Genomic DNA, 14,733 nt, shown 5'->3' on the forward strand with positions numbered 1-14,733 from the left:
CAAGCGACTAACGTCGCAGATGGCCCGTCGACCAAGTGCTGGAGGTTCGGCCGTGCAACTGGAGAACACCGTATCGGAGGCGGGCGTCGTTTCGGAGGTGGCTGTCGTTTCGGAGGTATCGGCCCCGGTGGAAGCCGCGGGCGAGCCGCTCGCGCCCGTCCAGCCCGATGCGGAGCCGATCGACCTGCTCGCCGTCAGCGGCGTGGGCTCCGCCGTGCGCCGCGCGGTGCCGTACGTGGTGACCGCCGCCGCGAGCTTCGCCGTCGTGCTCGGCATCATCTGGTGGATCAAGCGTCGCTGACCGGGTTCGTCGCCAATCCGGCGGCGGCCCGCCCTCTGGCACAGGCTGCCGCCGTGCCTACGAGGGCTGGCCAGCGCCGCCGGGCAGGGTGAACCCGCGCACGGCCGGCGGCGCGGCACCCGACGCGATCCACGCGGCCAGGGCCGAGCCGGTGGCCGGGGCCGTCATGATGCCGGTCGTGAAGTGCCCGCCGGCGAACCAGGCGTTGCCGGCACCGGGAAGGCGGTCCACGACCGGCTGGCGGCCCTCGATGTACGGCCGGAAGCAGCACCAACGATGGCTGATCGCCGCGCCGGCGGCCCCCGGCAGCAGGGTGGCCAGCGAGGCCGCCATCGGGTCGGCGATCTCGGGCCGCACGTCGGGGGTCGCGTCACCGTCGTCGAAGGTGCCGCCGCAGACCACGCCGCCGCCCGGCAACGGCGTGCCGCCGCCGAGCGGGCCGGCCAGGACGCTGCCGAGCCGCCAGGGCCCGGGGGCCAGCGCGAGCATGTGCCCCTTGATCCAGCGCTGCGGTACCCCGTCGGCCCACGGCGCCGGAACCAGCCCGGTGGCCACGATCAGGGCGCCGGGCGTGAATTCGCCGGCGGTGGTGTGCACGGCCGCGACCCGGTCGCCGCGCACGGTGACGCCGAGCATGTCCACCCCGGTCGCCACCTGCCCGGCGCGCGCGGTGAGCGCGGCGGCGAGCCGGCCGGGGTTCACCGTGAGCTGTCCTTCGGCGAGCACCGCCGTGGCGCCGTCCGGCAGCCGTACGTCGGGCTCCAGCTCCCGCACTGCGGCCGCGTCGAGCGCGCGCAGCCCCTCCGGCAGTGGCCCCGCGGGCGCCGTCCCCGCCGGGCGCACGTCCAGCCAGCGGGTGGGCCAGGCGCCGATCGCGCCGCCCCACTCGGCGTCGAGTTCGCGGTACAGCGCCCGGCTCGCGCGCCCGAACGCGACGAACTCGGGGGAGTCGGTGAGCAGGTGCATGTCCGGAGCGATGGCGCCGCCGTTGCCGGACGAGGCGGCCGGGGCCAGCCGGGGCGCCCGCTCCAGCAGCACCACCCGGCCGAGGCCCGCCCGGCGGCAGAACACGGCGGCCGACAGGCCGATCGCACCGCCGCCGACGACCAGCACGTCCGGGCGCCGATCGAGGTCAGCGGGCCGGCCGGGAGCCAGTGCCGCCCGCTCGTGCGGCGTCAAACGGTCGTCCCACACGGTCACGCGGTCCATCCGCCCATCCTGCCCGGCGCGCGCCACGTTGTCCCTTCCGGGCCGGCTTGCCTTCCCTTCAGCCCTCGGCGGCGCGGCGCCGGCCTTCCGCGAAGAACGCGCCCAGGTCCGGCAGCTCGCGCAGCGGACGAGCGGCCCCGAAGGAGACGTTCCAGAAGTCTCCCGAGCGCGGCTGCCACGGCCCGACGTACGCGTACGGCTCGTCGATCGTCCCGTCGCCCGCCGACACCCCGAAGTTCACCTCGTCGAGCGAGATGCCGACGTCGAAGTGCTCCGGCCACAGCACCGGAACCGCATCCCCACCCATCGCCCGCAGCGCCGCGTCCCCCACGACGAACCCGTCGATGATCGCCGCCGCCCCGTCGAGCACGATGCGGTCGCCGGACGCCGCCCCCGATCCGTCCGTGTAGAGCCCGCGCGGCGCCCCGATCGCAACCCCCGCGTCGTCCGCCACCTCGCCCAGCGTCCGCCCGGCGAGCGGCACGCGCCGCCCCCCGGCGACGAGCGCGTCGGCGGTCACCCGCAGATCGGGCGCGGCCACGGTGGCGAACCCGTCGCCGGTGATCCGAAGCCGGATCGTCCCGCTGGCGCGGTGCTGCGGCCCGGCGAGCACCAGCTCGGCCAGCCCGTGAAGAGAACGTCGAGTCTCATTGGTCACCCGACCATGCTGTCATTCCCCGATGCTTCGGCGTGTGACGTATGCGCGCCGTCGCGCGTGTTTGGGATATGACAACGATCCCCGCGCTCGACGGCGTGCCGCCGCCGACCGTCCCTGGGAGGGCCATGGCGTCTCGGGAAGGGCCGTCGGACTTCGCCGAGTGCTACGCGGCCTGGTTCGCGCCGATCGCCGGGCAGCTCGCCGTGTATCTCGGCAGCGCCGAGGAGGCGCAGGAGGTCACGCAGGAAGCGTTCACCCGGGCGTGGGCCCGGTGGGGCCGGATCGCCCGCTACGACGAGCCGGCCGCATGGGTACGCCGGGTCGCCTGGAACCTCGCGACCAGCCGCATCCGGCGTGCGCGCACGGCCCTTCGGCACTGGCGCGGCCAGCGGCCCGAGTCGGTCGCCGGGCCGGGGCCGGAGCGGGTGGCCCTGGAGCGCGCGCTCGCCGCGCTGCCGGCCGACCAGCGCCGCGCCGTGGTGCTGTACTACCTGGCCGGCCTACCGGTCGCCGAGATCGCCGAGATCTGCCGGGCACGGGAGGGTGCCGTGCGCACCTGGCTGTACCGCGCCCGCATCGCCCTGGCCCGCCACCTGACCGACGAGGTGAACGACGATGCCTGAGCCCGACGAGCACCTCGACGAGCGGCTGCGCGCCGCCCTGGGCGAAGTGGGCGATCGCGCGCGGGAGCGGATCCGCGTTCCGGGGGCGGGCACGGTCCCTCCGGCCGCGCGGCGGCGCCGGGCGGGGCTCGCCGGTGGTACCGCACTCGCATTGATCGCCGTGGGTGCGGCCGGTTGGGGAGTGGCACGCGAGGCCGTGCTATTCGGGCAGGCCGCGGCGCCGAGGTGCGCCCCGGCGGAGGGCCGGGCGTTCCTGCCTCACGCGGCGACCGACGAGCAGCTCGCCCGGGTGGGGAGCATCCTGGGCCGGTCGCCGGAGGTGGCGTCGTATCGTATCGAGACCGTCGAGGAGAACTACGACCGGTTCAAGTGGGAGTACCGCGACCACCCCGACATCGTCAATGCGACGAAGGTGGACGTTCTCCCCCGGTCCTTGTGGTTCAGCCTGCCCTGCGCGGGGGACTTCCCGGCCGTGCGGGCGCGCCTCGAGCCGGCGTCCGACGGGGTGTGGTGCTCGTGCGTACCGCGCGACAAGCCGGTCCTACCGCCGCCGACCAGGACAGCGACGCCGTCGCGCTGAAGATGCCGGCTATGACATTTAGCCGCTCTAGAGTGCGAGCTGTGGACCGGCTGGGACATCGCCGTGAGCCTGTTCGGCCCGCGATAGACCGAGTCGAGTGGCCATGGGCGGCGCGGCGTAAAGCGTAAGCACGACGGAGGTATCGCGGTTTCGCCCGGCGCTCAGGGTGGCGGCCCGCCCGGCCAGGGCGCAGAGCACAGCGATCCTGCCATGGGAGCAGGTGAGCTGCCCGCGGAGCGGGCATGGGGGGCGCGGGGTGGGCACCCCCCGCCTGCGCCCGCGCGAAGCGCGCGCCAAGTTAGGAACTGCGCGACAGGATCAGGTCGGCGCGGTCGCGGGTGCCGGCGATGACCTCGGCGTTGCGCTCGTCGCTGCGGAAGACCCAGTCCCGAGCCTCCGGCAGGTCCAGGCCCTTCGCGAGCTGGCGGCGTACCAGCGAGTCCTGCCGCACCCTGTCCGGCGCGTCGAGGTACAGCACGAGGTCGAGCAACCCGCGCACCGAGGACCACGGGCCGTGGTCGAGTAGCAGGTAGTTGCCTTCCACCACGATCACGCGCACGTCCGAGGAAACCGGTATCACCCCGCCGATGGACTCGTGCAGGGTGCGGCTGTAGCTCGGGGCGTACACGAGGTCCTCGCCGGCGTGCAGGCGGCGCAGCAGGTGCACGAAGCCTGCCGCGTCGAAGGTCTCCGGGGCGCCCTTGCGGTCGGTCAGGCCGAGGCGCTCCAGCTCGGCGTTGGACAGGTGGAAGCCGTCCATGGGCACGGCCACACTGGACAGTCCATCGTGGACGTTCAAGGCTTCGGAGAGCGCGCTGGACAGCGTGGACTTGCCGGCCGCCGGCGGGCCGCAGATGCCGATGATGCTGCGGCCCTGGCGGCCGCGGACGAACGGCACGACCGCGGCCAGGGCCGGCGGCAGCACGTCGAGGGGCCTCATGCGAGCGCGTCGCGTAGCGTGCGCATGCCGGCCAGCACGAGCGCGGCGGCCTTCTCGGCGGCGAACCGGCGGGGCATCGCCGCGCCGATCCCACCCGCCGCGCCGGTGATGACGACGACCTTCCCGTCGAGCCTCACGGCCGTGCCCCCAGCTCTCGCAGCGTCTCCAGCAGCGCGGGCGCGCCGCCGGCGACGAGCTCCCGCGTCGGCAGCAGCGCGACCACCGGCGTGGTGACCCCGGCATCGGCGTAGCGCCGCACGTGCGCACGGCACCGCTCGGCGCTGCCGTGCACGATGAGCGCGTCAACGACCTCGTCCGGGATCGCGGCCAGCGCGCCCTTACGGTCGCCGGCCGCCCACGCGTCCCACATCGGCTTGAGTACCTCGCCGCGGCCCAGCCAGCGGTGGAACGCCGCGTAGCCGGGCACCGTCAGATAGGCGGCGATCAGCCGGCGCCCGGTCGCGCGGGCCTCCTCGGCGTCGGCGGTGGGGCACACGAAGATGCGCGCCGCCACCTCGAAGCCCTCGGGCGCGGCGGTCAGCTCGGCCCGCGCGGTCGCCACGTCCTCGACCGACAGCCAGTTGAGGACCGTGCCGTCGGCCTCGGCCGCCGCCAGGCGCAGCATCCGGCCTCGCAGACCCGCCAAGAGCAGCTTCGGTGGTACCTCGGGAACCCGCTCCAGCCGGAACCGCCGCACCGTGAACGTGTCGAAGTGCCCGTCGACGAGTTCGCCCGTGAGCGCGCGGCGCAGGAAGCGCAGGACGTCCCGGCTGCGCTCGTACGGCCGGTCGTACGGCACCGCGTTCCAGTCGCCGACCACGACCGGCGAGGAGGCCCCGATGCCGAGGGCGAACCGCCCCGGCGCGGCCTCGGCGAGGGCGGCCGCCTGCATCGCCAGCAGAGCGGGGCCACGAGTGAAGACCGGGACGATCGCGGTGCCTAGCCGCAGTGCCGGGGACCAGACCGAGGCGAGCGCCAGCGGGGTGAACGCGTCGGTCCCGGCGACCTCCGAGGACCAGACGTCCGTATACCCGAGATCCGGTAGCGCGGACAGCAACGCCGCGTGGTCGGGCAGCGGAATTCCGGTGAGCGGGATCGTCAGCCCCCATTGGCTGTTCATGCGCCGATCATCTCCGTGAAACGGCCGATGTGGCAAGCGGAAGGGCGCCCTCGTGCGTGAGCTCTCATGTTGCAGACCGTCGATGTGCCACATAGCCTTGCGCGGGTTTTCGCCGAGAGAAGGAGCGCGAAATGCTTGGTCTGGAAAAGAAGCTGATGAAGCAGTGGGAAGGCAAGAGCGCGCAGGAGCTCGCCGACGCCCCCGTCACCGCGATCGCCGGCGTCAGCGAGGGCGACGCCGAGAAGCTGCTGGCCGCCTTCAACATCAAGACGGTCCGCGACCTGGGCACCAACAAGTACTTCCGGTGGGCGCAGGGCATCGTTTCGCTCGCCGACTGATCGTCGAACCGCCCACGACGGTCGCCCCCGCTTCGGGGGCGACCGCTTCACTCATGCTTCGGCGGCGACGGTCCGCATCACAGCAGCGACAGCCCGCCGGTCACCGGGTGCAGTGCGTCGCCGCGGGCCGGGCCGATCGCGCAGCAGGTCGGGGTGCCGGCGGCGACCTGGGTGCGTCCGGCGTCGTGGATCACCTCGACCGGCAGCCCGGCCTCCTCGGCGGCCCCGACGACGAGCCCGAGCGTGTCCTCGTCGGGCACCTTGAGCACCACCTTCGGCTGCCCGGCCCGCCACCAGCCGGCGAACGCCGCCGTGCCCTGGTTGCGCATCGCCGCGGCGACGGCCGCGTGCGCCGCCTGCGCGGCGATCTTGCCCTTCCCCATCCCGAGGTCGGTCCGCATCACGATGACGAGCCTGAACTCGCCGGCGGTCTCGCTCACGGCTGACGACCCTACAGCGCGATGTTGAACCGCTGCAGGAGCATCGGGACGAGCAGGACCGTGCCGGAGAGGATGGCGACCGTGGTGAATACGATGCGCAGGAACACCATCTCGGTCTTGTCGCCGGCGGTGAGGGCGATCGACTGCGGCAGGCCGACGCAGCGCCACATCCGGCGGCCGGTCGGTATCGGCCAGAAGATCGGCGAGCCGTGCCGGGTCAGCATGTCGCCGAGCAGGTGGACCAGGCCGCCGACGCCGACCGCGAGGCCGAGCAGGGGGTAGCCGCGGTCGCCGGGGAGACGCTCGTAGACCAGGTACGCCGCGCCGGCCGAGGCGAGGGTGACGATGATCCAGCCGGCGCGCTCGGCCCACTTCTCGAACAGGCCGCGCAGCGCGAGCGCGAACGACAGGAAGAGCACACCCATGACGGCCCACTTGCCGTAGGCGTTGCACAGGGCGAGGGTGCCGTATCCGACGCCGACGTTGAACACGATCGTGTGCGTGAGCGTGCGATGGCCGTTTTGCCGGGGCGGGTCGTGCTTCATGCGGGTCAGCTTGTAGACGCCGAGCGAGAGCTTCTCGACGCACTCGGCGACGAACAGCGAGAGCACGCCGAACGTGCGCGCCACGGTCGCCCCGCCCTGGTTCCGGGTGACCCGGCCGGAGAGGTCCAGGTCGGGCAGCAGGGCGCCACCGGCGCAGATCGCGGTGCCGACGGCGAGTTGCAGCGGCGTCTGGTGGAAGTGCGCGACCTGATCCAGCAGGAGCGAACCTGTCAACCAGACGGCCGCCCCGGAGAGCGCATGCGAGGAGCCCATCATGACACGTGACTATCCCAGGTGGACGATCATTCGTACATAGGAGCTACCATCGCATCGATGTACCTCTAACGTCGAGCGTCGTTGCCGTCATGCTCGCTGCGGCGTCCGAGGCCAGGTAGAGGGCCGCGAAGGCGGCGTCGTCCACGGTCGACTCGCGCGGTGTCCAGGACACGACATTCGCCCGCACGCCCGCGTCGGCGACCAGCAGGGCGTAGTGCCGGGTGAGCGCGGTCACCCCGCCGCCGACCGCGTTGGTCGCCGGGTCGGGGCCGTAGGGCGCGAGCGTCACCACGGCGCCGACGCCGGCCTCGGTCATGCCGGGCAGGAATGCCTGCAGCGCCTGAAAGGTCGCCGTCAGTCCACTGTCGACGGTCCGCTGCCAGCCGCCGCCGGACGGCGACGGGCACGGCAGCACGAAGAGCAGGTCGGGCCGGCCGAGCTCGGCGAGCACGCCGAGCCGCACCGCGTCCATCGTGGCCGCTCCGGTCTCCTCGGCCAGGATGCCGATCGCCTCCGCGCCGCCCCAGCGCAGCTCGTCCACGAGGTCGGCGAGCCGGGCCTCGTCCGGGCCGACGACGGCGACCCGGGCGCCGCGCTCGGCGAGCATCCGGCACACCGCCGCGGACACCCCGTCGGGCCCGCCGAGCACCACGGCGACCCGGCCCTTCAACTCGAAGTACGACGATCCGAGCACTGCATGCCACCCCCTTCCTCTTGCCGGCCCTTGTATCGGTGGGGGCCGCCGCGGTGATCGCCGCGGCGGCCCCCGATCGGTGTCAGCGGGTCCAGCCCTGCCGCGCCGCGTGCCCCCACGGCCCGTGGCCCCAGCGCGGGTGGTGCCCGCCGTACGCCCGCCAGCGCGCATGCCTGGCCAGGCCGAACACCATGAAGAAGAGCGGGATCGCCGGCCAGAAGAAGTGCGCACCGGACAACACCCACAGCCCCATCAGCGCCGCCGCGACGACGGTTACGAAGCCGGCGTGGCCCCACAGATGCCGGCGGCCGTCCCGGGCGAAGCGCGCCTTGGCCTCCGGCGTCTCGTGGAGTCCGCGCCGCCCGCCCTCGGGCAGGTCGGCGGTGAGCGGCGGCAGTTCGTCGCGGAACTTCGCGGCGTACACCTGGCCGAGCCGCTCCTCCCCCTCCTCGAGCGTGAGCCGGCCCTCGGTCATGCCGGCCCGCACCATGTTGGCGTACTGTTCGCGCTCCTCGTCCGAGGCGCGCACCCGTTCGCCGAACGTGTTACCGCTCATGTGTCCCAAGCCCCCTTCCGTTGATGGGCTCCAGCGTGGCGCTCGGCGGCGCCGGGCGCGTCGCACCGGCGTCGGCTCGTGCGCTACCTCCGGCGACGCAGCCGGGCCCGGCGTGTACTCCCACGGGAGTACACGCCGGCGCGCCGGCGAGGCGATGCCGCAGGTGGGCGCCTCCACTACGTTTGTGCTGTGAGACGACCGCCGTGGGCCGACGAGCACCGCGCCGAGCGGCTGGAGCGCAAGTTCCAGCGCTTCGAGCGGCGCGTCGAGGGGCGGCGCTGGCCCGGGCCGCACCCGGTGCCGTTCGCGGTGTTCATCGCGCTCCTGCAGATCTTCGGCACCCGCGCGGCGGCCTACGGCAGCACCGCCCACGAGCTGGACCAGACCGGCTACCTGCTGCTGATCGTCGGCCCGGCGGTCCTGGTGCTGCGCCACAAGCTGCCCCTGCTCACGCTCGCGGGGGCGCTGAGCGCGACGGTCGCCTACTTCGCACAGCTGTACCCCAACGGGCCGGGCTTCATCGCCGCGATCGTCGCCGTCTTCACCGCCCTGTCGGCGGGTTTTCGCTGGTTGACCTGGATCGCCGTGGTCGTCGCCTACGGCGCGTACGTCGTGCTGGTGCTGCCGCACGCCTCCATCGGGCGGCTTGTCGCCATCGGCGTGTGGTGCGTCATCATCGCGTTCTTCGGCGAGGCGGCCCGGGTGCGCGGCATGCGGTACGCCCAGATGGCCCGCGACCGCGCGCATCAGGAGGCACTCGCCCGGGCCGAGGAGGAGAAGGCCCGCAAGGAGCAGCAGCGCCGCCAGGCCAGCGACGAGCGGCTGCTCATCGCCCGGGAGCTGCACGACGTCATCGGCCACCACCTGTCGCTCATCAACGTCCAGGCCGGCGTCGGGCTGCACCTGATGGACGAGCAGCCCGAGCAGGCCCGGGTGGCGCTCACCGCGATCAAGCACGCCAGCGCCGAGGCGCTCAAGGAGACCCGGGCGGTGCTCGCCGGACTCAACCCGGGAGAGGCGGCGCCGCGCACCCCTGCACCCGGCCTGGCCGACCTGGAGCGGCTGGCCGGCGAGGCCCGCGGCGCGGGGCTGCCCGTCACGCTCGACACCGTCGGCGAGCCCCGGGCACTGCCGCCGCAGGTGGACCGGGCGGCGTACCGCATCGTCCAGGAGGCACTCACGAACGTCCGCCGCCACGCCGGCCCGCACGCCACGGCGACGGTCGTCGTCGGCTACGGCCCGGCCGAGCTCAGCGTCGTCGTCACCGACGACGGTGCGGGCGCGGCGGCGGACGCCGGCCTGGTCGGCAACGGCATCGCCGGCATGCGCCACCGCGCCGCCACGTTCGGCGGCACCGTCGAGGCCGGCCCGCGCGAGGCCGGCGGCTTCGAGGTCCGCGCCACGATCCCCCTGCGTGAGGAAGACAAACCGTGATCAAGGTCCTGCTGGCCGACGACCAGGCGCTGGTGCGGGCGGGCTTCCGCGCCCTGCTCGACGCGCAGTCCGACATCGAGGTGGTCGGCGAGGCGGCCGACGGCACGGACGCCGTACGCCTGGCGGTGCGGACCCGCCCCGACGTGGTCCTCATGGACATCCGCATGCCCGTCCTCGACGGCCTGGAGGCGACCCGGCAGATCGCCGCCGACGCCCGCCTCGCCGACGTGCGCATCGTCATCCTGACCACGTTCGACCTCGACGAGTACGTCTTCGAGGCGCTGCGCGTCGGCGCCAGCGGCTTCCTGGTCAAGGACACCGAGCCGGTCGACCTGCTGCGTGGCGTGCGCGCGGTCGCGGCCGGCGACGCGCTGCTGTCGCCGGGCGTGACCCGCCGGCTCATCGAGGAGTTCGCCAGCCACTCCCGCGCGCCGCTCGCCCCGATGTCGCTGGACACCCTCACCGACCGCGAACGCGAGGTGATGGCCCTGGTCGGCGCCGGCCTGTCCAACGAGGACATCGCGGCGAAGCTCTACGTCAGCCCCGCCACCGCGAAGACCCACGTCAGCCGCGCCATGATCAAGCTCGGCGCCCGCGACCGCGCCCAGCTCGTCGTCTTCGCCTACGAGGCCGGCCTGGTCCGCCCCGGCTGGCTCGGCTGAAACCGTCGGTGACGCCCGGGCGCGGGCTCAGCGGCGGCGGCGCTGCCAATGCAGCGGGCGGGGGTCGAGGGTCCACAGCAGGCGGCGCCACCACGGGCGGCGCGACCTGAGCTCCTCCAGGTAGGCGACGGCCTGGGCGGTGGCGCGGGCGGCCTGGGGCTCGCCCGGGCCGGCGGCGGGAGCCGCGAAGGCCACCGCGTTGACGAGCGCGGCCAGGTCGTCGATCGGGGGCGCGGCCGGGCGCAGGAGGCGCGGCGCGGCGTGGGCCCGGTGCTCGGCGGCCGTCACGGCGTGGTGGGCGATCTCACCCGCCGTGAGGTGCGCCGGCGCGGGACGGCCCGCCTGGCGCAGGCCGATGAGCACCTCACTCCAGGCGGCGTCGATGCGCGCCGACGGGGGACCCTCCGCCAGGCGCCGACGCCGGCGGTTGCGCAGCACCAGCGGTACCGCCACGAAATAACCGGCCACGAACAGCAACGCGGCCACGGCGGCCGAGGCGGCGATCAGCGGGCTGGCTGCGGAGCCGGCGGGAGCCGCGGCGACCGAGGGGGAGCCCGAGCGGGCCGACGGGGCGCTCGCGGTGACGGACGGCGGCGGCACCGGCTGCGGCGGCGGCTGCGACGGCGGCGCCTTCGGGCGGAAGTCGTCCTCGATCGGGCGCTGCATGGTGTCGGACTTGGGCAGCGGGTCGAACGCGACCCAGCCGAAGCCCTTGAACTGGATCTCCGGCCAGGCGATGGCGTCGGCGCCGCGGACCGCCTTGTCGTTCTTGTGCGTCTGGAAGCCCACGACCACGCGGGTGGGCAGGCCGGCCAGCCGGGCCAGGACCGCGAAGGCGGCGGTGAACTGCTCGGAGGTCCCCTTCTGCCCGCCGAGCTGCTTGTTGCCGAACAGGAAGTGCTCGACGTTGGGGTACGCGTGGCCACTGGGCGCGTCGGAGACGAGCTTGTAGTGCTCGCTCAGCCACTGCTGGATGGCGAACGCGCGCTGGTACGGGTTGGAGACGCCCTCGCCGAGGTGCGCGGAGAGCTGGGCGATCGAGTCGGGGACCTTGCCGGGCAGGGCGAGGAAGCGGGCCGCCTCGGTGGGGGCGGGCACGTCGGCGACGAACAGGGCCTGGTCGTCGGGGCGCGGCTGCTGGCGCGACGTGACCGTGTACGTCAGGCCCTTCCGCACCCCGTCATTGAGCGCGACCGTGCCGGTCTCGGCGTCGTAGGCGACCCGGACGCCGTCGACGCGCTGCGGGGTGGCGACACCGGGCAGCAGACGGCCGTCGAGCTCGTAGATCGTGATCGTCTGGGTGACCTCGGGGCCGTCGCCCTCGGGGCGGCCCAGGACGCGGCCGGCGTTGCGATAGACCGAGCCGATCCGCCAGGTGACGCCGTCGTAGTCGCTGAGCACGGCGAGCCGGATCGGCGGTTCCTGCTGGGCGCCGGGGCCGGGGGCGACGACCGCGTCGAAGAGGTGCTGGCCCTTGTTGAGGTTCCAGCCGGACAGGCGCACGAGCGGGTTCTCGTCGAGCGCGTCCAGCTGCGGCGGGGTGACGTAGTTGCGCGGGTCGACCGGGGTGTCGTTGCCCCGGCCGGCGACGGCCGGGCCGAGGAGCTGGGAGAGCAGGACGACGACGGCGACGCCGGCCGCCGCGCCGGCACCCACCCGGACGCCGATCGTCCGCTTCTGCGTTTTCGTCAGGACGTCGGATGACAGATCGGCCCGAGCACTCGCGATCAGGCCGAGCGCGGCGAAGGCGGCGTAGGCGAGCGGGATCCACGTCGTGGCGCGCACCGCCGTGGTGTCGGGGCCGACCAGGTACAGCGCGGCGGCGTACAGCAGCGTCGGCGCGGTGTAGGACAGCAGCACCCGGCCGTAGCGCACCCCGACCTCGGCCGCGGCGAGCCCGGCCAGCCAGGTGGCGATGACCGGCAGCAGGACCGTGTCCGGCTGCGGCTCGACCGGGATCAGCGCGGTGAGCAGCCGCGGGATGCTGTTGCGCAGCGCCTCCCGGGCGATGTCGGGCACCGCGCCCGGGATCTGCCCGGCCTGTGCGGAGACGCGCACGGCGACGAACGTCATGACGACCAGGCCGAGCACCGAGGCGGGCGCCGCCGTCCAGCCCGGCAGCCGGCGGACCGCGACGCTGATGAGCACGGAGGCGGCCGCGGCGATGGTGGTGAGCAGCGGCAGCAGGGTGCCGTTGTAGATCGGGGCGAGCGAGAGCCCGGCCAGGACGAGCATGCCGAGCAGCGACACCGGCACGAGCGGGCGGCTCACCATGCCTGGACCCCGTCCCACGCGGCGGCGAACTCGGCGCCGTCGCGCACGGCGAGGACGACGACGCGCTCCAGCGCCGGGCGGGCGTCGCCGAACACGCCCGCGACCAGGGTGGGGTATGCGGTGCGCAGGGTGCTGACCCGGGAGAGGTCAGCCTCGCCGCTGAGGTAGACGAGGGTGTCCCCGAGGCGCTGGGTGCGCAGCGCCGCGATCGACTTTTCGGGTGCTTCCGGTTTATCTGACATATCCGACATCTCGGCCTCGGCCAGCAGGTCCAGGTAGTCGCGGGCGGTGTTGCCCGAGGCCACCTGGACCTGCCGGCCGCCCGACAGCAGCCGCAGCGCGATCGGCAGCTCCTCGCGGAAGGCTGCCATCACCAGCGACGCCGCCGCCTCGCACGCGGATTCGAACAGCTGCGGGTCGGCGTAGGAGGCGCGGCGATCGTCCAGCAGCACGACCAGGCGCGGCAGGCTGGTGTCCAGCTGCTCGCGCACCATCAGCTCGCCGACCCGGGCCGACGTGCGCCAGTGCACCCGCCGCAGCTCGTCGCCGACGACGTACTCCCGCAGCGTGTCGAACGTGATCGTGCCGTGCGGCACCCGGTCGTCGCGCCCGTCCAGGGAGCGCGTGACACCCGTCGGCACGGCGGAGAGCCGGTGCACCCGCGGGTAGACCCACACCCGCGCCGTCCCGCCGTAGCCGCGGGCGAGCGACAGCAGGCCGAGCGGGTCGCCGCGCACCACGCGCAGCGGGCCGATCGCCACCACGCCGCGGCGGGCGGTCGGCACCGGGTACTGCGCCGTCGTCTCGCCCCCCGCCTTGAGGCGCAGCAGCGGTACCGGCACGGAGGCCTCCCCGCAGCGGTCGTGCGCGACCAGGGTGGCGCCCCGCAGCCGGCTGGTGTTGCCGACCCGCAGCGTGACCGTGCTCGACTCGCCGCGCATGACCCGGTCCGGCTCGACGCCGCGGGAGACGGTCAGCCGGGCATGCCACCAGATGTAGGCGACGGCGAAGGCGAGCGCGGCGACGGCGGCGGTGCCGAGCACGACGAGATGCGGGTAGCCGAAGACCAGCCCGACGCCGAGCAGCACCGCGGCCGCCGCACACAGCCCGGCCCCGCGGGCGGTGAGGCGCATCGGCTCAGGCCGCGACGGGAGACGGCACGGACACCGCGTCGAGCACCTCGCGGACGACGTGGGCCTGCGCCACGCCGCGCACCTGCGCGTCCGGCGAGAGCACCAGCCGGTGCGCGAACACCGGCTCCGCGAGAGCCTTGACGTCCTCGGGCACGACGTAGCCGCGCCCGTCGGTGAGCGCGTAGGCGCACGCCGCGCGGGTCAGCGCGATCACGCCGCGCGGGCTGACCCCGATGCGGACCTGCGGGTGCGAGCGGGTCGCGTTGCCCAGCCTCACGGCGTATCCCAGCAGCGGATCGGCGATGTGCACGCGCCGGGCCAGCCGCACCAGCTGGGCGACGGCCTGCGTGTCGGTGACCGGGTCCAGTGCCTCGGGGGAGCGGGTCACCGCGCCGCGCAGCACCTCGATCTCGACCGCCTCGCTGGGGTAGCCGACGGCGAGCTTCATCAGGAACCGGTCCAGCTGCGCCTCGGGCAGCCGGTATGTGCCGTCCATCTCGATCGGGTTCTGGGTCGCGACCACGAGGAACGGCCGGGGAACCCCGTGCCGCACGCCGTCGACGGTGACGTAGCGCTCCTCCATGACCTCCAGCAGTGCCGACTGCGTCTTGGGCGAGGCCCGGTTGATCTCGTCGGCGATGACGATGTTGGCGAACACCGGCCCGGGGTGGAACTCGAAGCCGCGGGTCGCCTGGTTGAAGATCGTCACGCCGGTGACGTCGGAGGGCAGCAGGTCGGGCGTGAACTGGATGCGCCGCCACTGGCCCTGCACGCTGGCCGCCATCGCCCGGGCGAGCGTGGTCTTGCCGACGCCCGGCACGTCCTCGAGCAGCACGTGCCCCTCGGCCAGCAGCGCGGTCATGGTCAGCCGCACCACCTGGGGCTTGCCCAGCACGATCGACTCGATGTTGCGCGCGAGGCGGCCGACCAGCTCGGCCGCCGCGACCACC

Annotated in this window: 18 protein-coding genes; 6 read left to right on the forward strand and 12 right to left on the reverse strand. The window is 74.0% G+C overall.

The genetic code is table 11. The features are described 5' to 3' along the window. The first annotated feature begins 52 nt into the window (after positions 1–52). The gene (locus AB0367_RS09820) at positions 53–301 is read left to right on the forward strand and encodes a hypothetical protein (RefSeq protein ID WP_366225825.1); all 249 of its coding nucleotides are present in this window, start codon (positions 53–55) and stop codon (positions 299–301) included. Between the two features lie 57 nt (positions 302–358). Here AB0367_RS09820 and AB0367_RS09825 read toward each other — a convergent pair whose 3' ends face one another. Both AB0367_RS09825 and AB0367_RS09830 read right to left on the reverse strand, forming a co-directional pair. Further along, positions 359–1,510: an FAD-binding oxidoreductase gene (locus tag AB0367_RS09825; RefSeq protein ID WP_366225826.1), complete on the reverse strand. Its 1,152-nt coding sequence runs from the start codon at positions 1,508–1,510 to the stop codon at positions 359–361. Positions 1,511–1,568: 58 nt separating this feature from the next. After that, complete coding sequence (locus AB0367_RS09830; protein ID WP_366225827.1) at positions 1,569–2,168, reverse strand: hypothetical protein; 600 nt, start codon at positions 2,166–2,168, stop codon at positions 1,569–1,571. A 125-nt stretch (positions 2,169–2,293) separates the two neighbouring features. Here AB0367_RS09830 and AB0367_RS09835 point away from each other — a divergent pair, with 125 nt between their 5' ends. Together AB0367_RS09835 and AB0367_RS09840 are read left to right on the forward strand one after the other, a co-directional pair. Further along, positions 2,294–2,791, forward strand: a complete 498-nt coding sequence (locus tag AB0367_RS09835) for a sigma-70 family RNA polymerase sigma factor (RefSeq protein ID WP_366225828.1) — start codon at positions 2,294–2,296, stop codon at positions 2,789–2,791. Further along, the gene (locus AB0367_RS09840; protein WP_366225829.1) at positions 2,784–3,371 is read left to right on the forward strand and encodes a permease-like cell division protein FtsX; all 588 of its coding nucleotides are present in this window, start codon (positions 2,784–2,786) and stop codon (positions 3,369–3,371) included. Before AB0367_RS09835 ends, AB0367_RS09840 begins: the two co-directional genes overlap by 8 nt. A gap of 298 nt (positions 3,372–3,669) precedes the next feature. Here the strand turns inward: AB0367_RS09840 and AB0367_RS09845 are convergent, their stop codons facing one another. The 3 genes from AB0367_RS09845 to AB0367_RS09855 are packed head-to-tail and all read right to left on the reverse strand — an operon-like array spanning position 3,670 to position 5,413. Then, positions 3,670–4,311, reverse strand: a complete 642-nt coding sequence (locus tag AB0367_RS09845) for a nucleoside/nucleotide kinase family protein (protein ID WP_366225830.1) — start codon at positions 4,309–4,311, stop codon at positions 3,670–3,672. Then, positions 4,308–4,448, reverse strand: coding sequence for a hypothetical protein (locus tag AB0367_RS09850; RefSeq protein WP_366225831.1), 141 nt, complete (start codon positions 4,446–4,448; stop codon positions 4,308–4,310). Before AB0367_RS09850 ends, AB0367_RS09845 begins: the two co-directional genes overlap by 4 nt. Continuing rightward, the gene (locus AB0367_RS09855; protein ID WP_366226040.1) at positions 4,445–5,413 is read right to left on the reverse strand and encodes an LLM class F420-dependent oxidoreductase; all 969 of its coding nucleotides are present in this window, start codon (positions 5,411–5,413) and stop codon (positions 4,445–4,447) included. The genes AB0367_RS09850 and AB0367_RS09855 overlap by 4 nt, the downstream gene beginning before the upstream one ends. A gap of 149 nt (positions 5,414–5,562) precedes the next feature. On the opposite strand from AB0367_RS09855, the gene AB0367_RS09860 reads away from it, so the two are divergent. Continuing rightward, a complete protein-coding gene (locus AB0367_RS09860) occupies positions 5,563–5,769 on the forward strand; it encodes a hypothetical protein (RefSeq protein ID WP_366225832.1) in 207 nt (68 codons plus the stop codon). Between the two features lie 77 nt (positions 5,770–5,846). Here the strand turns inward: AB0367_RS09860 and pth2 are convergent, their stop codons facing one another. The 4 genes from pth2 to AB0367_RS09880 all read right to left on the reverse strand — a co-directional run bounded on the left by pth2 (position 5,847) and on the right by AB0367_RS09880 (position 8,280). After that, the gene (pth2, locus tag AB0367_RS09865; RefSeq protein WP_366225833.1) at positions 5,847–6,209 is read right to left on the reverse strand and encodes a peptidyl-tRNA hydrolase Pth2; all 363 of its coding nucleotides are present in this window, start codon (positions 6,207–6,209) and stop codon (positions 5,847–5,849) included. An 11-nt stretch (positions 6,210–6,220) separates the two neighbouring features. After that, the gene (locus AB0367_RS09870) at positions 6,221–7,030 is read right to left on the reverse strand and encodes a metal-dependent hydrolase (RefSeq protein ID WP_366225834.1); all 810 of its coding nucleotides are present in this window, start codon (positions 7,028–7,030) and stop codon (positions 6,221–6,223) included. 43 nt (positions 7,031–7,073) lie between these two features. Next, positions 7,074–7,724 carry an SDR family NAD(P)-dependent oxidoreductase gene (locus AB0367_RS09875; protein WP_366225835.1) on the reverse strand — a complete coding sequence of 217 codons (651 nt, stop codon included), beginning with the start codon at positions 7,722–7,724 and terminating at the stop codon, positions 7,074–7,076. A gap of 82 nt (positions 7,725–7,806) precedes the next feature. Then, a complete protein-coding gene (locus AB0367_RS09880) occupies positions 7,807–8,280 on the reverse strand; it encodes a DUF1707 domain-containing protein (protein WP_366225836.1) in 474 nt (157 codons plus the stop codon). A gap of 189 nt (positions 8,281–8,469) precedes the next feature. Here AB0367_RS09880 and AB0367_RS09885 point away from each other — a divergent pair, with 189 nt between their 5' ends. Next, on the forward strand, positions 8,470–9,714 hold the full coding sequence (locus tag AB0367_RS09885; protein WP_366225837.1) for a histidine kinase: 1,245 nt from the start codon (positions 8,470–8,472) through the stop codon (positions 9,712–9,714). Next, positions 9,711–10,376 carry a response regulator transcription factor gene (locus AB0367_RS09890; protein ID WP_366225838.1) on the forward strand — a complete coding sequence of 222 codons (666 nt, stop codon included), beginning with the start codon at positions 9,711–9,713 and terminating at the stop codon, positions 10,374–10,376. Before AB0367_RS09885 ends, AB0367_RS09890 begins: the two co-directional genes overlap by 4 nt. Before the next feature lie 27 nt (positions 10,377–10,403). On the opposite strand, the gene AB0367_RS09895 is transcribed toward AB0367_RS09890, so the two are convergent. The 3 genes from AB0367_RS09895 to AB0367_RS09905 are packed head-to-tail and all read right to left on the reverse strand — an operon-like array spanning position 10,404 to position 14,732. Continuing rightward, a complete protein-coding gene (locus AB0367_RS09895) occupies positions 10,404–12,650 on the reverse strand; it encodes a DUF3488 and transglutaminase-like domain-containing protein (RefSeq protein ID WP_366225839.1) in 2,247 nt (748 codons plus the stop codon). Next, positions 12,644–13,783, reverse strand: coding sequence for a DUF58 domain-containing protein (locus AB0367_RS09900; RefSeq protein ID WP_366225840.1), 1,140 nt, complete (start codon positions 13,781–13,783; stop codon positions 12,644–12,646). Before AB0367_RS09900 ends, AB0367_RS09895 begins: the two co-directional genes overlap by 7 nt. A gap of 4 nt (positions 13,784–13,787) precedes the next feature. Further along, positions 13,788–14,732, reverse strand: a complete 945-nt coding sequence (locus tag AB0367_RS09905) for a MoxR family ATPase (RefSeq protein WP_366226041.1) — start codon at positions 14,730–14,732, stop codon at positions 13,788–13,790. Position 14,733 lies beyond the last annotated feature (1 nt).

This window comes from Dactylosporangium sp. NPDC051484 (assembly GCF_040689395.1).
Classification (GTDB): Bacteria; Actinomycetota; Actinomycetes; order Mycobacteriales; family Micromonosporaceae; genus Dactylosporangium.